The sequence below is a fragment of the Labrys monachus genome (assembly GCF_030814655.1).
Classification (GTDB): domain Bacteria; phylum Pseudomonadota; class Alphaproteobacteria; order Rhizobiales; family Labraceae; genus Labrys; species Labrys monacha.
The window spans coordinates 2,290,410-2,308,402 of sequence record NZ_JAUSVK010000001.1; the positions used below are offsets into that span (position 1 = coordinate 2,290,410).

Below are 17,993 nucleotides of genomic sequence, written 5' to 3' on the forward strand. Positions count from 1 at the left end.
GGCTGCTGGCATGTTGACGGTCTGGGGACGCAAGACATCGTCGAATGTGCAGGCGCTGATGTGGTGCATCGGCGAATTGGAGCTTGCGTTCAGGCGGCACGACGTCGGCCACAACTATGGCGGCAACGACACGCCGGCCTTCCTGGCGATGAATCCCAACGGCACGGTTCCGGTGCTGCGGGACGGGGAGGGCGAGCCGTTGTGGGAGACGGGCGCGATCCTGCGCTATCTCGCCAATCGCTATGGCGAGCCGCCCTTCTGGCCTGCGGACATCGAGACGCGCAGCCGGGTCGACATGTGGGCCGAATGGTCGAAGATCAATATCGCCCTGAACTTCACGGTGCCGATCTTCTGGCGCGCCGTGCGCACGGCGCCGAAGGACCGCGACGAGGCGGCGATCCGCCGGGCGGTCGGCGAACTCGGCGCCAGGCTGGACATCGCCGAGACCCGCCTCGCCCGCCATGCCCATCTGGCGGGCGAAGCCTTCACGCTCGCCGATATCCAGTTCGGCCATGTGCTCTACCGCTATTTCGACATGGCGATCGAGCGGCCCGGCCATCCCGCCCTGCGCCGCTACTACGACCGGCTGACGGAGCGGGCGGCGTTCCGGGAGCATGTCATGATTTCCTACGAGGATCTGCGCGTGCGCTGATCCCCGGCCGGCCAGGCCGACCTCCGTCCCGCTACAGGTCGGCGAGGCCGAGCACGTCGGCCATCGTGTAGAGGCCCGGCTTGCGCCCCTGGCCCCACATCGCCGCCTTGAGCGCGCCGTTCGCGAAGATCGTGCGGCTCTCCGCCTTGTGCGAGAATTCGATCCTCTCGCCCTCGCCGGCGAAGATCACGCTGTGCTCGCCGACGACCGTGCCCCCGCGCAGGGTCGCAAAGCCGATATGCCCCTTCTGGCGCGCGCCGGTGTGGCCGTCCCGCACCCGGTCCGCATGGCCGGCGAGATCGACGCCGCGCCCGGCGGCGGCCGCTTCCCCGAGCAGGAGCGCGGTGCCCGAGGGCGCGTCGACCTTGCGGTTGTGATGCATTTCGAGGATCTCGATGTCGAATTCGGCGTCGAGGCTCCTGGCCACCCGCTTGACCACGGCTGCGAGCAGGTTCACGCCGAGGCTCATATTGCCCGACTGCACGATCACGGCATGGCGGCCGGCCGCCCTCAGGCGCGCCATGTCCTCGCTGGACAGGCCGGTGGTGCCGACGACATGCACGATGCGCATCTGCGCGGCGAGGGCCGAGAGCTCCACCGTCGCCGCCGGGGCGGTGAAGTCGACGATGCCCTCGGCGCCGGTGAGGAGGGCGAGCGGATCGTCGGTGACGAGGACGCCATTGGGTTCGAGGCCCGCCAGCCTGCCGGCGTCCTGGCCGATCAGGGGGGAGCCCGCCCGCTCGATGGCGCCGGCGAGGACGACGCCGGGCGTCGCGCCGATCAGCCGGACGAGGGCCTGCCCCATGCGCCCGCCGGCGCCCGCTACCACGAGCCTCATATCCGCCATCGTTCTTCTCCTTGTGCCGATTGTGCCGAACGGTTCGCGGTCCGTCGAACGTCGGGGTGACGCGTGGTTGAAACATCGCACGGCATCAGCGCAGGCTTCGTTCCATGACGAGCGCCGCGGCGGCGGCTCCGCCCTTGCGGGCGTAATAGGCGGCGCGCCGTCCGATCTCGACGAAGCCGTGGCGGTCATAGAGCCGGCGCGCCGCGACATTGTCCTCCGCGACTTCGAGGAACACCTTCTTGATGCCGGCGGCGGCGAGGCGCGCCAGATGATGCTGCATCAGCAGGGTGGCCAGCCCCGTCCGCCGTGCCGCCGGCGCCACGGCGACGGTAAAGATCTCGGCTTCGTCCAGGACGAGGCGGGACATGGCAAAGCCCGTCGGACTGCCGCGCCCTCCCGGCCGCGCCACATGGGCGACCACCATGCGGTCGGCGAGCAGGTGCTCGAATTCATAGATGTCCCAGCCCCGCTCGAAGCTGGCGGCATGGATGGCGGCGAGCCCGGCCGCATCGGCGGTCTGCGCATCGGCGACGACCGGCGGCTGCGGCCTGCCGAACCAGGGCCAGTTCCCGCTCATTGCCGTGCAACCTGGCCGTTCTGCTGCGGCGTGGCGTCGGCGGGCTTGAGATAATAGGGCCGCGGCGGCGATTCCGCGGGATCGGCGAGCAGCCCGAGCTGGGCGACCCACGCGATGTCCGGCGCCGGCCGGCTGTCGACGATGATCCCGGCGGTCCCCGCCGCCTTGGCCTCGGCCAGCAGGAGGGGGGAGGCGGGGCCCGCCATCTTCACCGTGGCCGGGCCGAGGACGCGCGCCGCGTCGCGGATGGGAATGCAGCTCGCCTCCACGATGGTGCGGCCCCGATTGGAAAACAGCTCGAAATAGATGTTGCCGTGGCGGGCGTCGATGGCGGCGGCCACGTGCTGGCCGTCCTTCTCGTCGATGAACGGCGCCGCGATGGCCGCCAGGCTCGATATGCCGACGCAGGGCACGCGCAAGGCGAGGGCGAAGGCGCGCGCCGCCGAAATCGCCACGCGCAGGCCGGTGAAGGAGCCGGGGCCCACCGTCGTCGCGATGCGGTCGATCGGCGAAAAGCCGCCCGAGCGGGCGACGACGCGTTCGACGAGGGGAATCAGCGCCTCCGCATGGCCGCGCTGCATGATCTCGGTCTCGGACGCGATCTCGCCGTCATCCGAATCGAACACGCAGGCCGAACAGGCTCCGAGGGCGGTGTCGATGGCCAGGATACGCATGAAGATCGTCCGTAAGCAGCAAGGGAGGAAACGACGGTCCCATCGGATCCCTCATTCGGCTCCATCTACTTATTTTTCTGATAAATTTGCCTTAAAATTCGACAAATTCACAAATTATGCCCCGGCTTCAGGACGGCGACCCCGTCCGGTCGGGAATGCGGATGCGGAACGTCGCGCCCGGGCTCTGGTCGAGGAGGGTCAGCATGCCGCCATGGGCCCGCACCAGCTCGGCCGCGATCGCCAGGCCGAGCCCCGATCCACCCGGCCGCGTCGAGCCGGCGAAAGCCTCGAACAATCTCTGCCGCGCCCGTTCCGGCACGCCGGGGCCGTCGTCGGCGACTTCGATGATCACCGCCGCGCTGTCGCGCCGGCACATCACGTGGATGCGGCCCCGGCCGTCCTCGGTCCTCGCCTGGGCTTCGAGCGCCTGCAGCGCGTTGCGGCACAGATTGAGCAGGATGCGCGAGAGATGGTCGGGGTCGGCATCGATGTGCAGGTCCGGCTCGATCTTCTCGTACCAGACGATGCCGTCCTCGCCGCCGAGCCCGAGCAGTTCGCGGGTGTCGGTGACGATCGGCGCCACCGGGATCATGCGCCGGGACGGCAGCTGTTCCGCCGCCCGGCCATAGGACAGGGTGGACTGGCAGAAGGCGATGGCGCGATCGAGCGTCTGCAGCAGCTTCGGCGCGAAGCGCTGCACCAACGGATCCTCCGAATCGGTCAGGCGGTCCGAGAAGAGCTGCGCCGCCGCCAGGAGATTGCGAAGATCGTGGTTGATCTTGGAGACGGCGAGGCCCAGCGCGGCGAGGCGGCTCTTCTGCTGGAGCATGCCCAGAAGCTGGCGCTGCATCGCCGCCAACTCGCGTTCGGCGACGCCGATTTCGTCGTTGCGCCGCGACGTCTGCACGATGCGCGAGCCGTCTTCCGGATTGTCGCCGAAATGCATCATCGCGAAGGTCAGGCGGCGCACCGGCCGGACGATGAGCCAGCTCAGCGTGAGATAGACGAGGCAGCCGGTGATGGCGGAGATGGACAGCGAAATCAGGAGGAGACGGCGCGAGGCCGCATACATGGCCTCCTTGAGGGGGGCTTCGTCGATCACGATCTCGACGAACTGCCCGTTCATCGGCGCATTGCCGATGACGCGGATGAAACGCCCGGGAGGGGCGATCAGCGTGGCGACGGCTTCGCGGATCGACGCCATTTCGGAGACGTTGCGCAGGTCCGTCGTGGTCGCGACCTGGGGCGGCATTTCGGAGGAGGCGAGCAGGCGCTTGGTGTCGCGCATCTTCAGCGCCACCATCTTGGCCCCCACCGAATCCAGAATCTGCATGGCGAGGCTGTCCGATACCATGCCGTTCGGCGCCGCCTCCAGCACCAGCGCGGCGGTGATCGCCGACGAAATGCGGTTGGACAGCCAGTTCTGGCGGTAGGTCGCCACCGACGGCAGATAGATCATCACCTCGGCCAGCATGCCGAACAGGATGGTGAGGACGAGCAGGCGTGCGGAAAGTCCGAAAAGGCCGGATTTGTCCTTGATGTCGGCGAAATTGGGCACACAAATTGCCTTAGTCGAAATTGCCGCGCGCCGCCAGTGTCCCAGCGATGCGTCGGCGTGCAAGCATATAGAAAGAGACTTTGCCTTTTCTCTGGCTTTTTGTCCCGGTATCGACTATAGGGCCGCATCCGGACGGAAGCCGTCCGGGTTTAAACCGCCTCCGCCGACCCCGCTGGACGACATCCCGGCCGGGCCGAGGTGGATGGCGATCCTGGCCTCACAGGCCTCCCTCGTCGCAAGACGCTCCGGCATCATAGCGCATTTTGCGCCGTACATGCCCTGTGAAAGGAACACCCGATGTCGATTACTGTGGAGCGCAAGAGCGCGCTCATCAAGGAATATGGAACGAAGGCCGGCGACACCGGCTCGCCGGAAGTGCAGATCGCCATCCTCACCGAGCGGATCGCCAACCTGACCGGCCACTTCAAGTCGCATGTGAAGGACAATCATTCGCGGCGGGGGCTTCTCAAGATGGTGGCGCTGCGCCGCTCGCTGCTCGACTATCTCAAGTCGAGGGACGAGGGCCGCTACAAGACGGTGATCGAGCGCCTCGGCATCCGCCGCTGAGAGCGGTTTTCGACGGGCGCACGGTTTTCCGTGCGCCGCCCGCAGCGGCCTTGCAGCAGAGGGCCGCGGCAACGACATGGAGGGGCATGGCGGCATGGGGCCGCCGTGCAGCCCGAGGAGAGCAGCAGGCAAGCTGCCTCGCTACAAGAGGACGCGGGATCCGTTTTGAAGACGCGCAGGGCGCGGCAGGATCGCGCATCAGACCGGACGGGCAGCAGACCATGGCAGGATCGCAGGATGCATTCCTGGAGCTTTCGGCTCCGAGGATGCATCGCGCCGTCTTGCTCATGGCTGCTTTCGTTTATGCCTGCTTCGTCTGGTCGCCCACACAAGGACAGGATTGAACAGAATGTTCACGATATATCGCGAAGAGCTTGAATGGGCCGGCCGCAAACTGACGCTCGAGACGGGCAAGATCGCCCGCCAGGCTGACGGCGCGGTGCTGGCTTCCTACGGCGACAGCACGGTCCTCGCCACCGTCGTGTCGGCCAAGGAGCCGAAAGCGGGCATCGACTTCTTCCCGCTCACCGTCAACTACCAGGAAAAGGCCTTCGCGGCCGGCCGCATTCCCGGCGGCTATTTCAAGCGCGAAGGGCGTCCGTCCGAGCGCGAGACCCTGATCTCCCGCCTGATCGACCGTCCGATCCGCCCGCTCTTCGTCGAAGGCTATCGCAACGAGACGCAGGTCATCGTCACCGTCCTCTCGCATGACCTCGTCAACGACACCGACGTGCTCGCGATGGTCGCCGCCTCCGCTGCGCTGACCCTGTCGGGCGTGCCCTTCATGGGGCCGGTGGGCGCCGCCAGCGTCGGCCTCGTCGACGGTGCGCTCAAGGTCAATCCCACCGTCGACGAGATGAAGGAATCCTCCCTCTCGCTCGTGGTCGCCGGCACCGCCGACGCCGTGCTGATGGTGGAATCGGAAGCCAAGGAACTCTCCGAGCAGACCATGCTCGAGGCGGTCATGCTCGGCCACAAGGGCTTCCAGCCGGTGATCGAGGCGATCATCCGCCTCGCCGAGAAGGCGGCCAAGGAGCCGCGCGACTTCCAGCCTTCCGACCGCTCGGAATTCGAAAAGGCCATGCTCGAAGTGATCGAAGGCGATCTGCGCGCCGCCTATTCGATCACCGCCAAGCAGCAGCGCTATGCCGCCATCGACGCCGCCAAGGCCAAGGTCATCGCCCATTTCCTTCCCGAGGGCGCCGAGACCCCGGCTTATTCCAAGCAGCAGGTCGCCGAGGTCTTCCACGACCTCCAGGCCAAGGTCGTGCGCTGGAACATCCTGGACAACGGCATCCGCATCGACGGCCGCGACGTGAAGACGGTTCGCCCCATCGTCGCTGAAGCCGGCATCCTGCCCCGCACCCACGGCTCGGCCCTGTTCACCCGCGGCGAGACGCAGGCCCTGGCCGTCGCCACCCTCGGCACCGGCGACGACGAGCAGTTCGTCGACAGCCTGGAGGGCACCTACAAGGAGCGCTTCATGCTCCATTACAACTTCCCGCCCTACTCGGTCGGCGAGACCGGTCGCATGGGTTCGCCCGGCCGCCGCGAAATCGGCCACGGCAAGCTCGCCTGGCGTGCCGTCCATCCGATGCTGCCGCCGCAGCACGAATTTCCCTACACCATCCGCGTCGTGTCCGAGGTCACCGAATCCAACGGCTCGTCCTCGATGGCGACCGTCTGCGGCACCTCGCTGGCGCTGATGGATGCCGGCGTGCCGCTGCGTGCGCCGGTGGCGGGCATCGCCATGGGCCTGATCCTGGAAGGCGAGCGCTTCGCGGTGCTGTCCGACATCCTCGGCGACGAAGATCATCTCGGCGACATGGACTTCAAGGTCGCCGGCACCGAGAACGGCATCACCTCGCTGCAGATGGACATCAAGATCGCCGGCATCACCGAAGAGATCATGCAGGTCGCTCTGGAGCAGGCCAAGGGTGGGCGCCTGCACATCCTCGGCGAGATGTCGAAGGCGCTGACCGGCGCGCGCCCCGAACTCGGCGAGCATGCCCCGCGCATCGAGGTGATCACCATTCCCGTCGACAAGATCCGCGAGGTCATCGGATCGGGCGGCAAGGTCATCCGCGAGATCGTCGAGAAGACCGGTGCCAAGATCGACATCCAGGACGACGGCACCGTCAAGGTCGCCTCCGCCTCGGGCACGGCGATCAAGGCCGCGATCAACTGGATCAAGTCGATCGCCTCCGAGCCCGAACTCAACGCCGTCTATGACGGCACCGTGGTCAAGACCACCGATTTCGGCGCCTTCGTCAACTTCTTCGGCGCCAAGGACGGCCTCGTTCATATTTCGCAACTGGCTGCGAACCGCGTGAACAAGGTCACCGACGTGGTCAAGGAAGGCGACAAGGTCAAGGTCAAGCTGCTCGGCTTCGACGAGCGGGGCAAGGTCCGCCTGTCGATGAAGGCGGTCGACCAGGCCACCGGCGAAGACCTGGAGAAGAAGGCCAAGGCCGAGGGCCAGGCGGCCGAGTAAGATCTCCTCCCGAGCCCGGGAATCTCCGGCGCGTAACGATCATGGGCGGCCCTCGCGGGCCGCCCTTTTTCTTGGGACGGTGTAGACTGCGGGCGTCCCCACGACAGGAAGCCCGGCATGGCGCTGCCCTCTCTCCACCCGATCGACCTTCGTGCCGAGGCCGGAACGGCGTTGCTGCAGGCGGTGTCGGACCAGGCCTCGCCTGCTCTGGCCGCCGTCGCCGCCCGTCTTGCGCGCGCCTTTGCGGTCCGCTCTCCCTTCGCGCCGGGACTTGTCTGTATCGGCGGGGAGGTCGTGCTCGACGCTGCGGCTTCTCTCGCCAATAGGGCTCCGCGCCTGAGCGTCACCGGCAATGGCGAGACGGCGGAGGCCGCCTTCATTTCCTGCCTCGGCGAGACGGCCGACCTGCTCTCGCAATTCGAAAGGGACGGCGATATCGCCGCCCAGGGCGGCCCGGCCGGCCTGCCGGGGAGCATGGCCGATGGCTGGATCGGGGCTGGGGCGATCGGCGCGGGCCGGGCCCTGGACTGGATGGCCGGTGTCGAGGCGGCCTCCGGCGACCCCGTTCTCCTGCCCGCCGATCTCTGCCTGCGGCGTGACCCGGCAAGGCGCGTCCTGGCGCCGGCCGGCGCCTTGTCGGCCGGGGTCGCCGCCGGGCCCGACCGGGAACGGGCCGCGCTGCGCGCCATCCTCGAGCTCTGCGAACGCGATGCGGCGGCGCTCTGGTGGTTCGGCGGCCGCGCGCCGCGGCATTTCGCTGCGGACCATCCGGCTGGCCTCGCCGGCCGCGCGCTGGTGGGGCGCCTGAGGCGGGGCGTGGAGGGCCGCCGCACGCTGCTCCTCGACATCACCGCCGATCCCGGCGTGCCGGCCGTCGCCGCCCTGTCGATGGATGGGGACGGCCGGGGCCTCGCCTGCGGCGTCGCCGCGCGGCTCGCCCCGGAAGAAGCCGTCGCGGCGGCCGTGCTCGAAATGGCCCAGATGGAATTGTCGGCGCCGATTGCCGCGGCCAAGCTGGCCGAACGCGGCGAGGCCGGGCTCAACGAGGCGGACCGGCGCCATTTGCGCCGGGCCGCCTTTCCGGCTGCCGGGTGTCCCCTTCTCGAAAGCGCCGGCCTCTCCAACGCAGCGGCGCTCTTCGACGGCAGCAGCCGGACCGGCGCTCTCGATCGGCTCGTCGGCCATCTCCGCGAGCGCGGCATCCGCATTTTCCTGGTGGATCTGTCGCGGGGCGATATCGGCATCGCCGTCCTGCGCGCGGTCTCTCCCGACCTTCAGCCCTATTCTCGGGACGTGACGGCGAAGCGCCTGGAAACGTTGCGGAACATGCCGGGTCACGGAGAGTTCGCCGACGGCTTGCCGCTCTTCTAGATGTGCATTGCCATCGGGCGGCATGCCGTGCCATTCTCATTCATAATCTTCCAAAGGAACTCGTCTTCCGTTGGAAGACGGATCTTCCAAGAGGGGCGAGGGCCTTGGGGATTGCCTTGCAGGATATGTCGAACGCGGCAGCCGACGGGGCCGGGAGCGCTGGGGAGCGCCCGGTGCTGATTCTGCGCGTGCTCGGTGATTTCTCGGCCAGTTTCAACGGGCGCAGGCTCGACCTGCCCAAGCGCAAGACGCGGGCGCTGATCGCCTATCTGGCGTTGTCGGACAACGCCCATGACACGCGCGAGCGCCTGGTCGGGCTGCTGTGGAGCGAGAGCGACGAGGAGCGGGCGCGCGCCTCCCTGCGGCAGGCCGTGCACGACATCAAATCCGCCTGCGACGCCGTCGGCTTCGACGGCTTCCGCCCCGGCAAGCTGACGCTCTCTCTGGAGCGCGGCCGCTATCAATGCGACGTCGACGAGATCATCGCGGCGATCGTGCGTCAGGACGTGCCGGAGCGCCTGCTGTCGACCCAGCGGCTGCCCGATGCGCTGCTGGAGGGCCTCGACGATCTCGATCCGGCCTTCCAGATCTGGGTGCAGACCCGGCGCCAGCTCCTGCACGACCGGCTGACCCTGGGCCTGGAGGCCCTGCTGCCGCCCGAGGGCAGCGGCATCGATTCCAGCGCCGTGGCGACCGCCCTGCTCAATCTCGACCCGACCCATGAGCCCGCCTGCCGGCATCTCATCCGCGCACGCGCCGCCCGGGGCGACATCGGCGCCGCGATGAAGGCCTACAAGACGCTGTGGGACGTGCTGGAGGCCGATTTCGATATCGAGCCTTCCAAGGAGACGCAGGACCTCATCGTCGAGATCAAGCAGCAGGCGGACTGGAGCGCGACGCGCCCGAGCCGGCCCGCGGCGCTGCAGAGCCAACCGGTCTGGGCCAAGGGCGTCCTGATTTCGGTCTGCCCCTTCGATGCCGGCGGCGTGCCGACCGACAAGCGCTACGTCGTCGACGGCTTCCAGCACGAGCTGATCGCCTGCCTGATGCGCTTTCGCGAATGGTCCGTGCGCCCCCTGGCGCCCGACCAGAAGCCCGTGCCGGCGAGCTGGTTCGCGCCGCCCGAATATGTGGTCGAGGGCACGACCTATGAATCGGGCGGCGAGATCCGGCTCATCATCACCTTCCGTGACGCGGCGACCTCGATCTGCGTGTGGAGCGAGCGTTTCAAGCTGTCGCTGGCGACCTGGCTCGAAATGCAGCAGCAGATCGTCCGCAAGATCGCCACCGCCCTGAATGTGCATCTGTCGGCGGAAAGGCTCAGGCGCATCGGCGTCGAAGGCAGCATCGCCTCCGACATCCATGATCGCTGGCTGCGCGGCCAGGCGATGGTGCATCGCCTGGCGTCGGAGGACTGGCGCGCGGCGCTCGCCGTCTTCGAGGAGCTGGTGCGCGACGCGCCCGACTACGGGCCGGCGCTCACCAGCCTGGTGCAGATGAACAACACCGAGCACATCGCGCGGCCGGGCGTCTTCCTTGACCGCGCGCGCCTCGCCGATGTGCTCGTCCTGGCGCGCCGCGCCGCCCATCTCGACCCGCTCGATTCCCGGGCCCAGCTCAACCTCGCCTGGACCCACCAGCTCGCCCGCCGCGCCGACGAATCCACTTTGCACGCTTCCCTGGCCATCGATCTGAACGGCAGCGACCCCTGGACGCTGATGTCGGCGGGATTGATTTTTGCCTATTGCGGCAAATACGCCGAAGCCAGGGATTTCGCGGCAGCCTCGGTCGATATCACGCCGCTGGCGACGCCGCAGCAGATGACCTATCTTTCGGTCATCAAGTTTCTCGTCGGCGATTATGAAGCCTGCATCGAACTCGCCGCGAATGGATTAGACGCATCCCCGGGTTTTCGGATGTGGGTCACCGCCGCCCTCGCCAGGCTCGGCCGCTCGCGAGAGGCCGCGGCCGAACTCGACAAGACCTATGTCAGGATCAGGAGCGACTGGCACGGCAAGCACAATCCGACTCCCGAAAACATGGCGCGTTGGATGCTGCATCTCTATCCCATCGCCGTCGCCGAGGATTGGGAGCACCTGCGGGCCGGTCTCGGCGGCGCTGGAGCGCCGGTCGAGAAGGCTGCCTTCGGGGTCTGGTAAGTACGAATCGGGCCGCAGCTTCCGCTCGCCCGATCGTCTCGTCAGTGGCAAGTATTGATCGTGTACTCGCCCACGCGTTCGGCGTGCAGCTGGGCCCGCTGCGTGGCGGTCTGGACTTCCGCCGGCTTCACGTCGGTTTCGAAGATGCGGCTGTAGAACGTCGGCAGCCAATAGTCCTGCCCCGCGAGCAATTGCTGCTCGGATCGCTCCAGCGCATCCTTGGCCGGCAGACGCAGCACATAGGTTTCGAGGGTCGCCTGCGCGAGCAGGAAGCCGAGATCTTCGTCTCCGGTGACAGGTGTATTGTTGCCATCCTCGAAATGCATTCCGACCTTGGCGGCGATGGCCTGGGTTGCGAGGTCTTTGAAGCAGGTCGGCTTGGGATATTTCGGCGGGTTTTCGACTTCCGTCGGCAGGGGTTCGGCTTCCGTCGGCTCATGGTCGACATAGTTGCGGCCCGTGGCCCACGTCTTCACGAGTTTTCCCCAGGCGAAGTTGTCGTCCACATTGATGCGATAGCGTTCCATAGTTTCCCCTTCCAGCGAAAAACCGCTCAAGCATGATATTCAATTCAGTCGCAGTTCACTACTTTGTCCCTTGGGTAGTCTCACCCAAAGATCTCGTCATTTCCAGCGGAACTGATCGTCAGCCATTCAGCCCGGACGGAAATGCGACGGCATCGCCGAGATAGTCGATCAGCGAATTGAAATCCCGGATGCCGGACAGGGCCTGCAGCTTGTCGTCGGCGTCGAGCGCGATGCGCGAGACCGCCTTGAGCTGCACGTCGAGATCGGCGAGGGGATCGATGCCCAGCACCCTGTCCTGGTTCAGCACGCCGAACAGGGTGTCGGCCATGACGATCGACCCGAAGATGCCGAGATGCTTGCCGCTGGCGCCCGGCGCATGGGCGGCCTCGAAGCGTACGAAGAAGGGCATCGGCGGATCCTGGATGATCGCGGCGATGTCCTCGTCGGTCGGTGCATGGCCGACGCGGTTTCTCTGCTGCGCCAGCCAGTCGCTCATCGGCTTGGCCCAGGGCCGGGCCGTCGGAAGCTGCGCGGTGGTGTCGTCATAGAGGAGGGACGAGCCGGCGATCAGGTCCCCATGTGTCCTGGCGATCTCCGCGATGAGGGCGTTGACCGACCAGGGGCAGGTCATCACCGATCCCAGGAGGTCGCGGTAGATCAGGCTGCCGCCGCCGGGCGGCTTCTGGCTTTCGATGGAAAATTCCAGCTGCCGATGCGTCCACGGACCGAGCCGGACGCTGAAATTGCCAGTCTTCGGATCGTCCCCGAAGAAGCGGTGCCAGTCGACGGTCCATTTCGTCAGCAGCGGCATCTGGTCGGGACGCAGGTCCGAATTGAAGCGCATGATGTCGGTGAAGTTGAAGGACTTGTCGGGCGCCGCCGGGCTGTCGGGGAAGGTCGTCAGTTCGTTGAAGGAATATTTCGCACGGATCATGGCGTGGCCGAAGCGCATGACGCCATGCGTGAATTCGAGCGGCGCGGTCCAGATATCCTCTTCGAGCCCGGTCCAGTCCTCGAGGAACGGTCCCGAGCCGGCGCGATAGACCGCATAGACGTCGGGATGGAGGATGCGCGGCAGCAGGTCTTCCCGGATGAGATGGCGGTAGATCAGGATGCACGCGCATTGGGCGGCGAAGAAATTGCGCTGCGCCGCCGCGAAGCTGTTGGCGGTCGGCGGCAGGCTCTTGTCCCGGGCCAGCGTCTCGACCGCCGCGTTATGGAGGTGATGGAACAGCACCGTCATCTGCGAGATGAGGGCGTGCATGTCGTTGCGCGGATCGGCGATCAGCGCTTCCGGATAGAGGGGCGAGCCGTCGGGAACCGTGGTGTCGCGGCCCCTGGCGATGTCGCGCAGCCGGCCGCTGGTATCGTCGCGCGTCCGGCCCAGCCGAAGGCGGGTGCGCAGCTCCACCGCCGGGTCCGGCTGGTAGGCATGCGGGCAGACGGCCGGGCCGCCGCCATAGATCGCATCGAGCCTGAGCGGCACGCGACGCTGGTTGGCGAAGCCGACGGTCTGCGCCTCGCTGCGCGAAAGCGTCAGCGAGCTGCTCACCATGTCATGGGCGATGAACTGCATGAAATAGGTGAAGCCGCTGGGAAGGCCGCGATTGAACCAGGCGCTGATGCCGTCTTCCTGGCCGGCGGGGATGGGCGCCGCCTCGATCATGTCGGCGAGCTTGTGCATCAGGTCCTGCACCTGAGTGAATTGCTGCGCGTCCGCGGGATCGAACGGGCGCCGGGCGACGGCGAAGCGTTCCTTCGGCTCGGGCGGCCGGATGAAATGCCGGAAGCCCGCCATGCCCCGCTGGCGCGGATCGCCCGCGCCGGGGGCGCGTGCCGCCAGGGGATCGACGTCGGCTTCCAGAAGAGACCGTAGATTCAACGTCTTGGGTATGTTCGACAGAAACCGTGCCCTGCTGCTACCGTGACCACTCATGCTCGCGTCCTCCCCATACCGCCGGTTACGACATCCGCGTGATCGCAGCGTGAAATGTCGGCGCTATAGTACCGCCAACGCAGTTCACGCTGCGATCACGCTGCCTTCTTAACGCTGCGCCATCCATCGGGCGCGTCGGAACAAAAGCCTGAGAATGGCTCCCTGCGCAGCACGGTGTCCCGTCACACCGAGACGAATTGCAGGCATTTGATGAGTGATTTTCTCACGCGAATGAACAATCAATTCCGATTTTCGCGCTGTGAGAGTCCCCATCTTCCCATTACGGAAATTCGCGAGGAAGTGGTCACCGTCGAGTCACGGCAGAACGTCCTCACCATCACCGCGCCGGAAACGAGCCTCGGCAGCCCGCGGATCTACGGGCGTCTCACCCTCGAACTGGCGGGGTCGTCGATCTTCATGATCCTGCCACGCCTTCCTTCGAATGTCGTCGACAATTCCTTCTTTCCGGCCATGGGCTCGATCCTCATCTTCGAACCCGACGCGAGCGGCCTGCGGCGCATGCGGGCGACCGGGATGGACAGCAACAGCGGCCAGTGCCGCGGCTGGATCTTCGATGCCGTCGAGACCCTGCCGGGCCCGTCGAACTTCGATCGGGGATAGGCTTCATCCCGCATTGCTCCGCCCGCCCCAGTCAGCTGCCGGCATCCTGCCCGCCATCCCGCCTCCGCGCCGTGCCTCTTCGCACGGCCCGGCGCGCCCGCCGGGACTATTTCTCCTGCGATTGCCTTCGCCCGAGCGGTGCGCGATGGTGGGGCATCGCCGAAACCGTGAGCGCCCCATGACCAGCTACATCATCCTCGGCATCGTCGCCGTCGTCGCGCTCTATGCGATCACGGCCTATAACGGCCTCATCCGCAACAAGAACCTGACGGCGGAAGGCTGGAGCGGCATCGACGTGCAGCTGCGCCGCCGCGCGGACCTCATTCCCAACCTCGTCGAGACGGTGAAGGGCTATGCGACCCATGAAAAGGGCGTCTTCGAAGCGGTGACGCAGGCCCGCGCCGCCAGTCTCGGCGCCAAGGGCGTCGGCGCCAAGTCCGCTGCCGAAGGCGGGCTGCAGGCGGCGCTCGCCAACCTCTTCGCGGTGGCCGAAGCCTATCCCACCCTCAAGGCGGACGCCAATTTCCGCGACCTGCAGAGCCAGCTCTCCGGCATCGAGGACGACATCCAGGCCTCCCGGCGCTACTACAACGGCGCGGCGCGCAATTTCAACACGCAGATCGAATCCTTTCCCTCCAACCTCATCGCCAACGCCTTCCATTTCCAGAAGGCCGAATATTTCGAGATCGGCGACGAAGCGGCCCGCACCGCACCGAAAGTCAGCTTCGGAACGCCCTGATGGCACGGGCTGCGACGGCCTTCTCCCTGCTGCGCGGGCTCCTTCTCCTCGCCGCGCTGCTGTTCGGCCTCCCCGCCTGGGCGGACGAGCATATCCTCGCCTTCGACAGCGCCGCCACGGTCGATCCGGATGCGGCCCTCGACGTCGTCGAGACGATCCGGGTCGACGTGCAGGGCATCCGCATCCGGCACGGCATCAACCGCGATTTCCCCACGCGCTACAAGGATCGCAACGGCAACCTCCTGTTCGTCGGCTTCCATGTGGAAGCGGTGAAGCGCGACGGCCGGAGCGAGCCTTATGTGCTGGAGGGCCTCAGCAACGGCGTGCGTATCCGCATCGGCGACAAGGATGTCGTGCTGCCGCCGGGGCCGACGACCTATGAGATCCGCTACCGGGCCACCCGCGAGATCGGCTTCTTCGACGGCTATGACCAGCTGTACTGGAACGTGACCGGCAATGGCTGGGAGTTTCCCATCGACGCGGCCAGCATCCGCGTCACGCTGCCGCCCGGCGCCGCGGCCCTGCGATCGAGCCTCTACACCGGCTATCAGGGCGCGCGGGAGCGCGATGCCGCCGTCGACGAAAGCGGCGCGGCCTTCGCCGCCCATACCACCGCCCCGCTGCAGCCGAACCAGGGCTTCACCATCGCGGTCGACTGGCCGAAAGGCTTCGTGACGCCGCCCGGCCGCCTGCAGAGGATCCTCTGGTTCGTCGAGGACAATGCCTCGACCGTGGTCGCCCTGCTCGGCGTCGTCGTCGTCGCAGGCTTCTTCCTCGGCGCGTGGTGGCGGGTGGGGCGCGATCCGCCGGCGGGCGTCATCGTCCCCGCCTTCCGCCCGCCGGCCGGCGTCACGCCGGCCGCCGCCCGCTATGTCCGCCAGCGCGGCTTCGACGACAAGGCCTTTTCCAGCGCGGTGATCGATCTTGCCGTCAAGGGCTATCTCAAGATCGTCGACACGGCGTCGTCCTACCAGCTCCAGCCGCTCGGCAAGGCGCCGACAGGCCTGATGCCGGACGAATTGCGCCTCGTGCAGACGCTCGGAACAAGCCCCCTCGTCCTCTCGAATACCAGCTACCGGCGGGTCGAGGCGGCCCGTTCGGCCCTGCGCAGCGCCCTCGACCTCGCTTATGGCGGCAAGGCCTTCAGCCTCAATCGGGGGTGGTTCGCGGCCGGCCTCGCCCTCTCCGTCGCCTTCCTCGCCGTCGCCTTCGTGCTCGGGTCCGGCGAAGCCGGTCCGCTGATCGTCGGCGCCTTCTTCGTCGTCTGGTGGGCGATCATTTTCGCGATGGGACGCCGGCTGGTCGCCAGCCTCGCCGGCGTGCGCGGCGTCGCCGCCATCGGGCGCCTGTTCGGCCTCCTCGTGCTCGCACCGTTCGTGCTGTTCGGCCTCGCCCTGCCGGCGGTGTTCGCCTCCGTCGACGGCATTTCGCCCGGGGACTGGCTGCCCATGCTCGCCGCCGCCGCGATCGGCGGGCTCAATCTCGTCTTCTTCTTCCTGCTGCCGGCACCGAGCCGGGCCGGGCGCGACCTGCTCGACAAGATCGAGGGCTTCCGCATGTATCTGGCGGCGGCGGAGGAAGAACGCCTGAACATCCTCAATCCGCCGCAGCGCACGCCCGACCTCTTCGAGCGCTATTTGCCCTATGCGCTGGCGCTCGGCTGCTCGCACGAATGGAGCAGCAAGTTCACCGCCGTGCTGGCGGCGGCCGGCATCACCGCGCCCGCCTGGTATGTCGGCACCAACTGGAACCCCTCGAACCCCACCTCCTTCGGGACGCGGCTTGGCGACGGGCTCGCCACGAGCGCGGCCGCCGCCTCGTCCCCGCCCGGCTCGAGCCCCGGCACGGGTTTCGGCGGCGGCGGAGGGGGCGGAGGTGGCTCGTCCGGCGGCGGCGGCGGTGGAGGAGGGGGAAGCGGCTGGTAGGGCCGCGCCCGCTCTTCGCCGGGGTCAGACCGCGGCGGCGATCTCGGCCTGGATCGCCAGGGCCGCGGCTTTCGGATCCGCCGCCGCGACGATCGGGCGGCCGACGACGAGATGGTCGGCGCCGGCACGCAGGGCGTCCCCCGGCGTCATGATGCGCTTCTGGTCGCCGCTGTCGCTGCCGGCGGGGCGCACGCCCGGCGTCACCAGCAGCATGCGGTCTCCGACGCGGCGCCGGGTCGCCGCGGCCTCTTCCGGCGAGAGGACGAGGCCGGGCAGGCCGATCTCCAGAGCCTGCCCGACGCGCAGGGACACGAGGTCGCTCACGCTCTGGCGATAGCCGGATTCGGCGAGGTCGGCGGCGTCGTAGGAGGTCAGCACCGTCACGCCGAGGACCTTGAGGTCCGACCCCCGTGCGCCTTCCACCGCCGCCCGCATCGTCTGCGGAAAGGCGTGCACGGTGAGGAAGGTGACGCCCATGCGGGCGATCGCCTCGACGCCCTTGGCGACGGTGTTGCCGATGTCGTGCAGCTTCATGTCGAGAAAGACCTTCTTTCCCGACGCGACCAGCGCCTGCGCAAAGGGCAGGCCGCCATTGAAGACGAGCTGGTAGCCGACCTTGTAGAAGGTGACGCTGTCGCCCAGCTGCGCGACCAGGGCCTCGGCCCGTGCGACGCTGTCGATGTCGAGGGCGACGATGAGACGGTCCCGCTGGTCCAAGATCAGTTCCTCGAAAGCTGGCGATAGGTCCAGACCCGTGCCGGCGGCACGTTGAGCCAGATGCGCGGCGACGCCTTCCAGGTGAAGAAGGCATTGCGAAGCGGCATCGGCGAGGTCAGGGAGTAGGTGAACTGGACGAACGGGCCGCCGGCCTGCATCAGGCTGAAGGCCTGGGCGAGCAGCGCGAGCCGGGCCGGCTCCGGCTTGGTAAGGAGGGGGAGCCCGCAGACGACGGCCGCCGCCTTGGCGGACAGCATGCCGTCCAGCGTCTTCGCCAGGGCATAGGCATCCCCCTGCACGATCCGCGCTTTCGGGAAGCGACGCCGCAGCAGGTCACAGAATTCGGGGCTGTATTCCACCAGGACGAGCCGGTCCTCGGCGATGCCGCGCTCGATCAGCGCCTGCGTGACGGGGCCGGTGCCGGGGCCGATCTCGATGACGGGTCCCGGGGATTGCGGGTTGACGGCTCGGGCGATGGCGCGGGAAAGGGTACGGCTCGACGGGGTGACGGAACCCATCTGCAGGGGCTTCTCGGCCCAGCTTCGGAAGAATTGAGCGGCATCGTGCAGTCGCCTCGGTGATTTCCTGCCCAACTGCCGCGATTCATTCCGATGAAGCATCGCCATCCT

16 protein-coding genes are annotated in these 17,993 nt (G+C 67.5%); 8 read left to right on the forward strand and 8 right to left on the reverse strand.

Going from position 1 to position 17,993, the window contains the following annotated elements; genetic code table 11:
• Nucleotides 1-10 precede the first annotated feature (10 nt).
• Nucleotides 11-652, forward strand: a complete 642-nt coding sequence (locus J3R73_RS10365; protein ID WP_307425974.1) for a glutathione S-transferase family protein — start codon at nucleotides 11-13, stop codon at nucleotides 650-652.
• 31 nt (nucleotides 653-683) lie between these two features.
• Here the strand turns inward: J3R73_RS10365 and dapB are convergent, their stop codons facing one another.
• From dapB to J3R73_RS10385, 4 genes are all read right to left on the reverse strand, one after another.
• Nucleotides 684-1,499, reverse strand: a complete 816-nt coding sequence (gene dapB, locus J3R73_RS10370; RefSeq protein ID WP_307425976.1) for a 4-hydroxy-tetrahydrodipicolinate reductase — start codon at nucleotides 1,497-1,499, stop codon at nucleotides 684-686.
• Nucleotides 1,500-1,584: 85 nt separating this feature from the next.
• Complete coding sequence (locus J3R73_RS10375; protein WP_307425979.1) at nucleotides 1,585-2,076, reverse strand: GNAT family N-acetyltransferase; 492 nt, start codon at nucleotides 2,074-2,076, stop codon at nucleotides 1,585-1,587.
• Nucleotides 2,073-2,750 (reverse strand): tRNA (adenosine(37)-N6)-threonylcarbamoyltransferase complex dimerization subunit type 1 TsaB, encoded by a 678-nt coding sequence (tsaB, locus tag J3R73_RS10380; RefSeq protein ID WP_307425981.1) that lies wholly within the window; start codon nucleotides 2,748-2,750, stop codon nucleotides 2,073-2,075. Before tsaB ends, J3R73_RS10375 begins: the two co-directional genes overlap by 4 nt.
• Nucleotides 2,751-2,877: 127 nt before the next feature.
• Nucleotides 2,878-4,308, reverse strand: a complete 1,431-nt coding sequence (locus tag J3R73_RS10385; protein WP_307425984.1) for a sensor histidine kinase — start codon at nucleotides 4,306-4,308, stop codon at nucleotides 2,878-2,880.
• 297 nt (nucleotides 4,309-4,605) lie between these two features.
• Between J3R73_RS10385 and rpsO the strand changes: the two genes are divergently transcribed.
• From rpsO to J3R73_RS10405, 4 genes are all read left to right on the forward strand, one after another.
• Nucleotides 4,606-4,875, forward strand: a complete 270-nt coding sequence (gene rpsO, locus J3R73_RS10390) for a 30S ribosomal protein S15 (protein ID WP_307425987.1) — start codon at nucleotides 4,606-4,608, stop codon at nucleotides 4,873-4,875.
• 349 nt (nucleotides 4,876-5,224) lie between these two features.
• Nucleotides 5,225-7,369, forward strand: coding sequence for a polyribonucleotide nucleotidyltransferase (gene pnp, locus J3R73_RS10395; protein ID WP_307425990.1), 2,145 nt, complete (start codon nucleotides 5,225-5,227; stop codon nucleotides 7,367-7,369).
• Between the two features lie 117 nt (nucleotides 7,370-7,486).
• Nucleotides 7,487-8,740 carry a YcaO-like family protein gene (locus J3R73_RS10400; RefSeq protein WP_307425992.1) on the forward strand — a complete coding sequence of 418 codons (1,254 nt, stop codon included), beginning with the start codon at nucleotides 7,487-7,489 and terminating at the stop codon, nucleotides 8,738-8,740.
• Nucleotides 8,741-8,913: 173 nt separating this feature from the next.
• On the forward strand, nucleotides 8,914-10,899 hold the full coding sequence (locus tag J3R73_RS10405) for a BTAD domain-containing putative transcriptional regulator (protein WP_307425994.1): 1,986 nt from the start codon (nucleotides 8,914-8,916) through the stop codon (nucleotides 10,897-10,899).
• Between the two features lie 41 nt (nucleotides 10,900-10,940).
• On the opposite strand, the gene J3R73_RS10410 is transcribed toward J3R73_RS10405, so the two are convergent.
• Together J3R73_RS10410 and J3R73_RS10415 are read right to left on the reverse strand one after the other, a co-directional pair.
• Nucleotides 10,941-11,426, reverse strand: coding sequence for a hypothetical protein (locus J3R73_RS10410; protein WP_307425995.1), 486 nt, complete (start codon nucleotides 11,424-11,426; stop codon nucleotides 10,941-10,943).
• A gap of 118 nt (nucleotides 11,427-11,544) precedes the next feature.
• Nucleotides 11,545-13,362: a peroxidase family protein gene (locus tag J3R73_RS10415; protein ID WP_307425997.1), complete on the reverse strand. Its 1,818-nt coding sequence runs from the start codon at nucleotides 13,360-13,362 to the stop codon at nucleotides 11,545-11,547.
• Nucleotides 13,363-13,662: 300 nt separating this feature from the next.
• On the opposite strand from J3R73_RS10415, the gene J3R73_RS10420 reads away from it, so the two are divergent.
• From J3R73_RS10420 to J3R73_RS10430, 3 genes are all read left to right on the forward strand, one after another.
• Nucleotides 13,663-13,983, forward strand: coding sequence for a hypothetical protein (locus tag J3R73_RS10420; protein WP_307425999.1), 321 nt, complete (start codon nucleotides 13,663-13,665; stop codon nucleotides 13,981-13,983).
• Between the two features lie 178 nt (nucleotides 13,984-14,161).
• Nucleotides 14,162-14,722, forward strand: a complete 561-nt coding sequence (locus J3R73_RS10425) for a LemA family protein (RefSeq protein WP_307426002.1) — start codon at nucleotides 14,162-14,164, stop codon at nucleotides 14,720-14,722.
• Entirely contained in the window at nucleotides 14,722-16,647 is a 1,926-nt protein-coding gene (locus tag J3R73_RS10430) for a DUF2207 domain-containing protein (RefSeq protein ID WP_307426005.1), read from the forward strand. Before J3R73_RS10425 ends, J3R73_RS10430 begins: the two co-directional genes overlap by 1 nt.
• Nucleotides 16,648-16,671: 24 nt before the next feature.
• Here J3R73_RS10430 and pyrF read toward each other — a convergent pair whose 3' ends face one another.
• Complete coding sequence (pyrF, locus tag J3R73_RS10435) at nucleotides 16,672-17,370, reverse strand: orotidine-5'-phosphate decarboxylase (RefSeq protein ID WP_307437258.1); 699 nt, start codon at nucleotides 17,368-17,370, stop codon at nucleotides 16,672-16,674.
• On the reverse strand, nucleotides 17,367-17,984 hold the full coding sequence (locus tag J3R73_RS10440; protein ID WP_307426007.1) for a class I SAM-dependent methyltransferase: 618 nt from the start codon (nucleotides 17,982-17,984) through the stop codon (nucleotides 17,367-17,369). The genes pyrF and J3R73_RS10440 overlap by 4 nt, the downstream gene beginning before the upstream one ends.
• Between the last annotated feature and the right edge of the window lie 9 nt (nucleotides 17,985-17,993).

Bases quoted from the DNA above. Each gene is read 5' to 3' on its own strand.
- J3R73_RS10365 (WP_307425974.1), top strand. From the start codon at position 11: ATGTTGACGGTCTGGGGACGCAAGACATCGTCGAATGTGCAGGCGCTG.
- dapB (WP_307425976.1), bottom strand. From the start codon at position 1,499: ATGGCGGATATGAGGCTCGTGGTAGCGGGCGCCGGCGGGCGCATGGGG.
- J3R73_RS10375 (WP_307425979.1), bottom strand. From the start codon at position 2,076: ATGAGCGGGAACTGGCCCTGGTTCGGCAGGCCGCAGCCGCCGGTCGTC.
- tsaB (WP_307425981.1), bottom strand. From the start codon at position 2,750: ATGCGTATCCTGGCCATCGACACCGCCCTCGGAGCCTGTTCGGCCTGC.
- rpsO (WP_307425987.1), top strand. From the start codon at position 4,606: ATGTCGATTACTGTGGAGCGCAAGAGCGCGCTCATCAAGGAATATGGA.
- pnp (WP_307425990.1), top strand. From the start codon at position 5,225: ATGTTCACGATATATCGCGAAGAGCTTGAATGGGCCGGCCGCAAACTG.
- J3R73_RS10400 (WP_307425992.1), top strand. From the start codon at position 7,487: ATGGCGCTGCCCTCTCTCCACCCGATCGACCTTCGTGCCGAGGCCGGA.
- J3R73_RS10410 (WP_307425995.1), bottom strand. From the start codon at position 11,426: ATGGAACGCTATCGCATCAATGTGGACGACAACTTCGCCTGGGGAAAA.
- J3R73_RS10415 (WP_307425997.1), bottom strand. From the start codon at position 13,362: ATGAGTGGTCACGGTAGCAGCAGGGCACGGTTTCTGTCGAACATACCC.
- J3R73_RS10425 (WP_307426002.1), top strand. From the start codon at position 14,162: ATGACCAGCTACATCATCCTCGGCATCGTCGCCGTCGTCGCGCTCTAT.
- J3R73_RS10430 (WP_307426005.1), top strand. From the start codon at position 14,722: ATGGCACGGGCTGCGACGGCCTTCTCCCTGCTGCGCGGGCTCCTTCTC.
- J3R73_RS10440 (WP_307426007.1), bottom strand. From the start codon at position 17,984: ATGCTTCATCGGAATGAATCGCGGCAGTTGGGCAGGAAATCACCGAGG.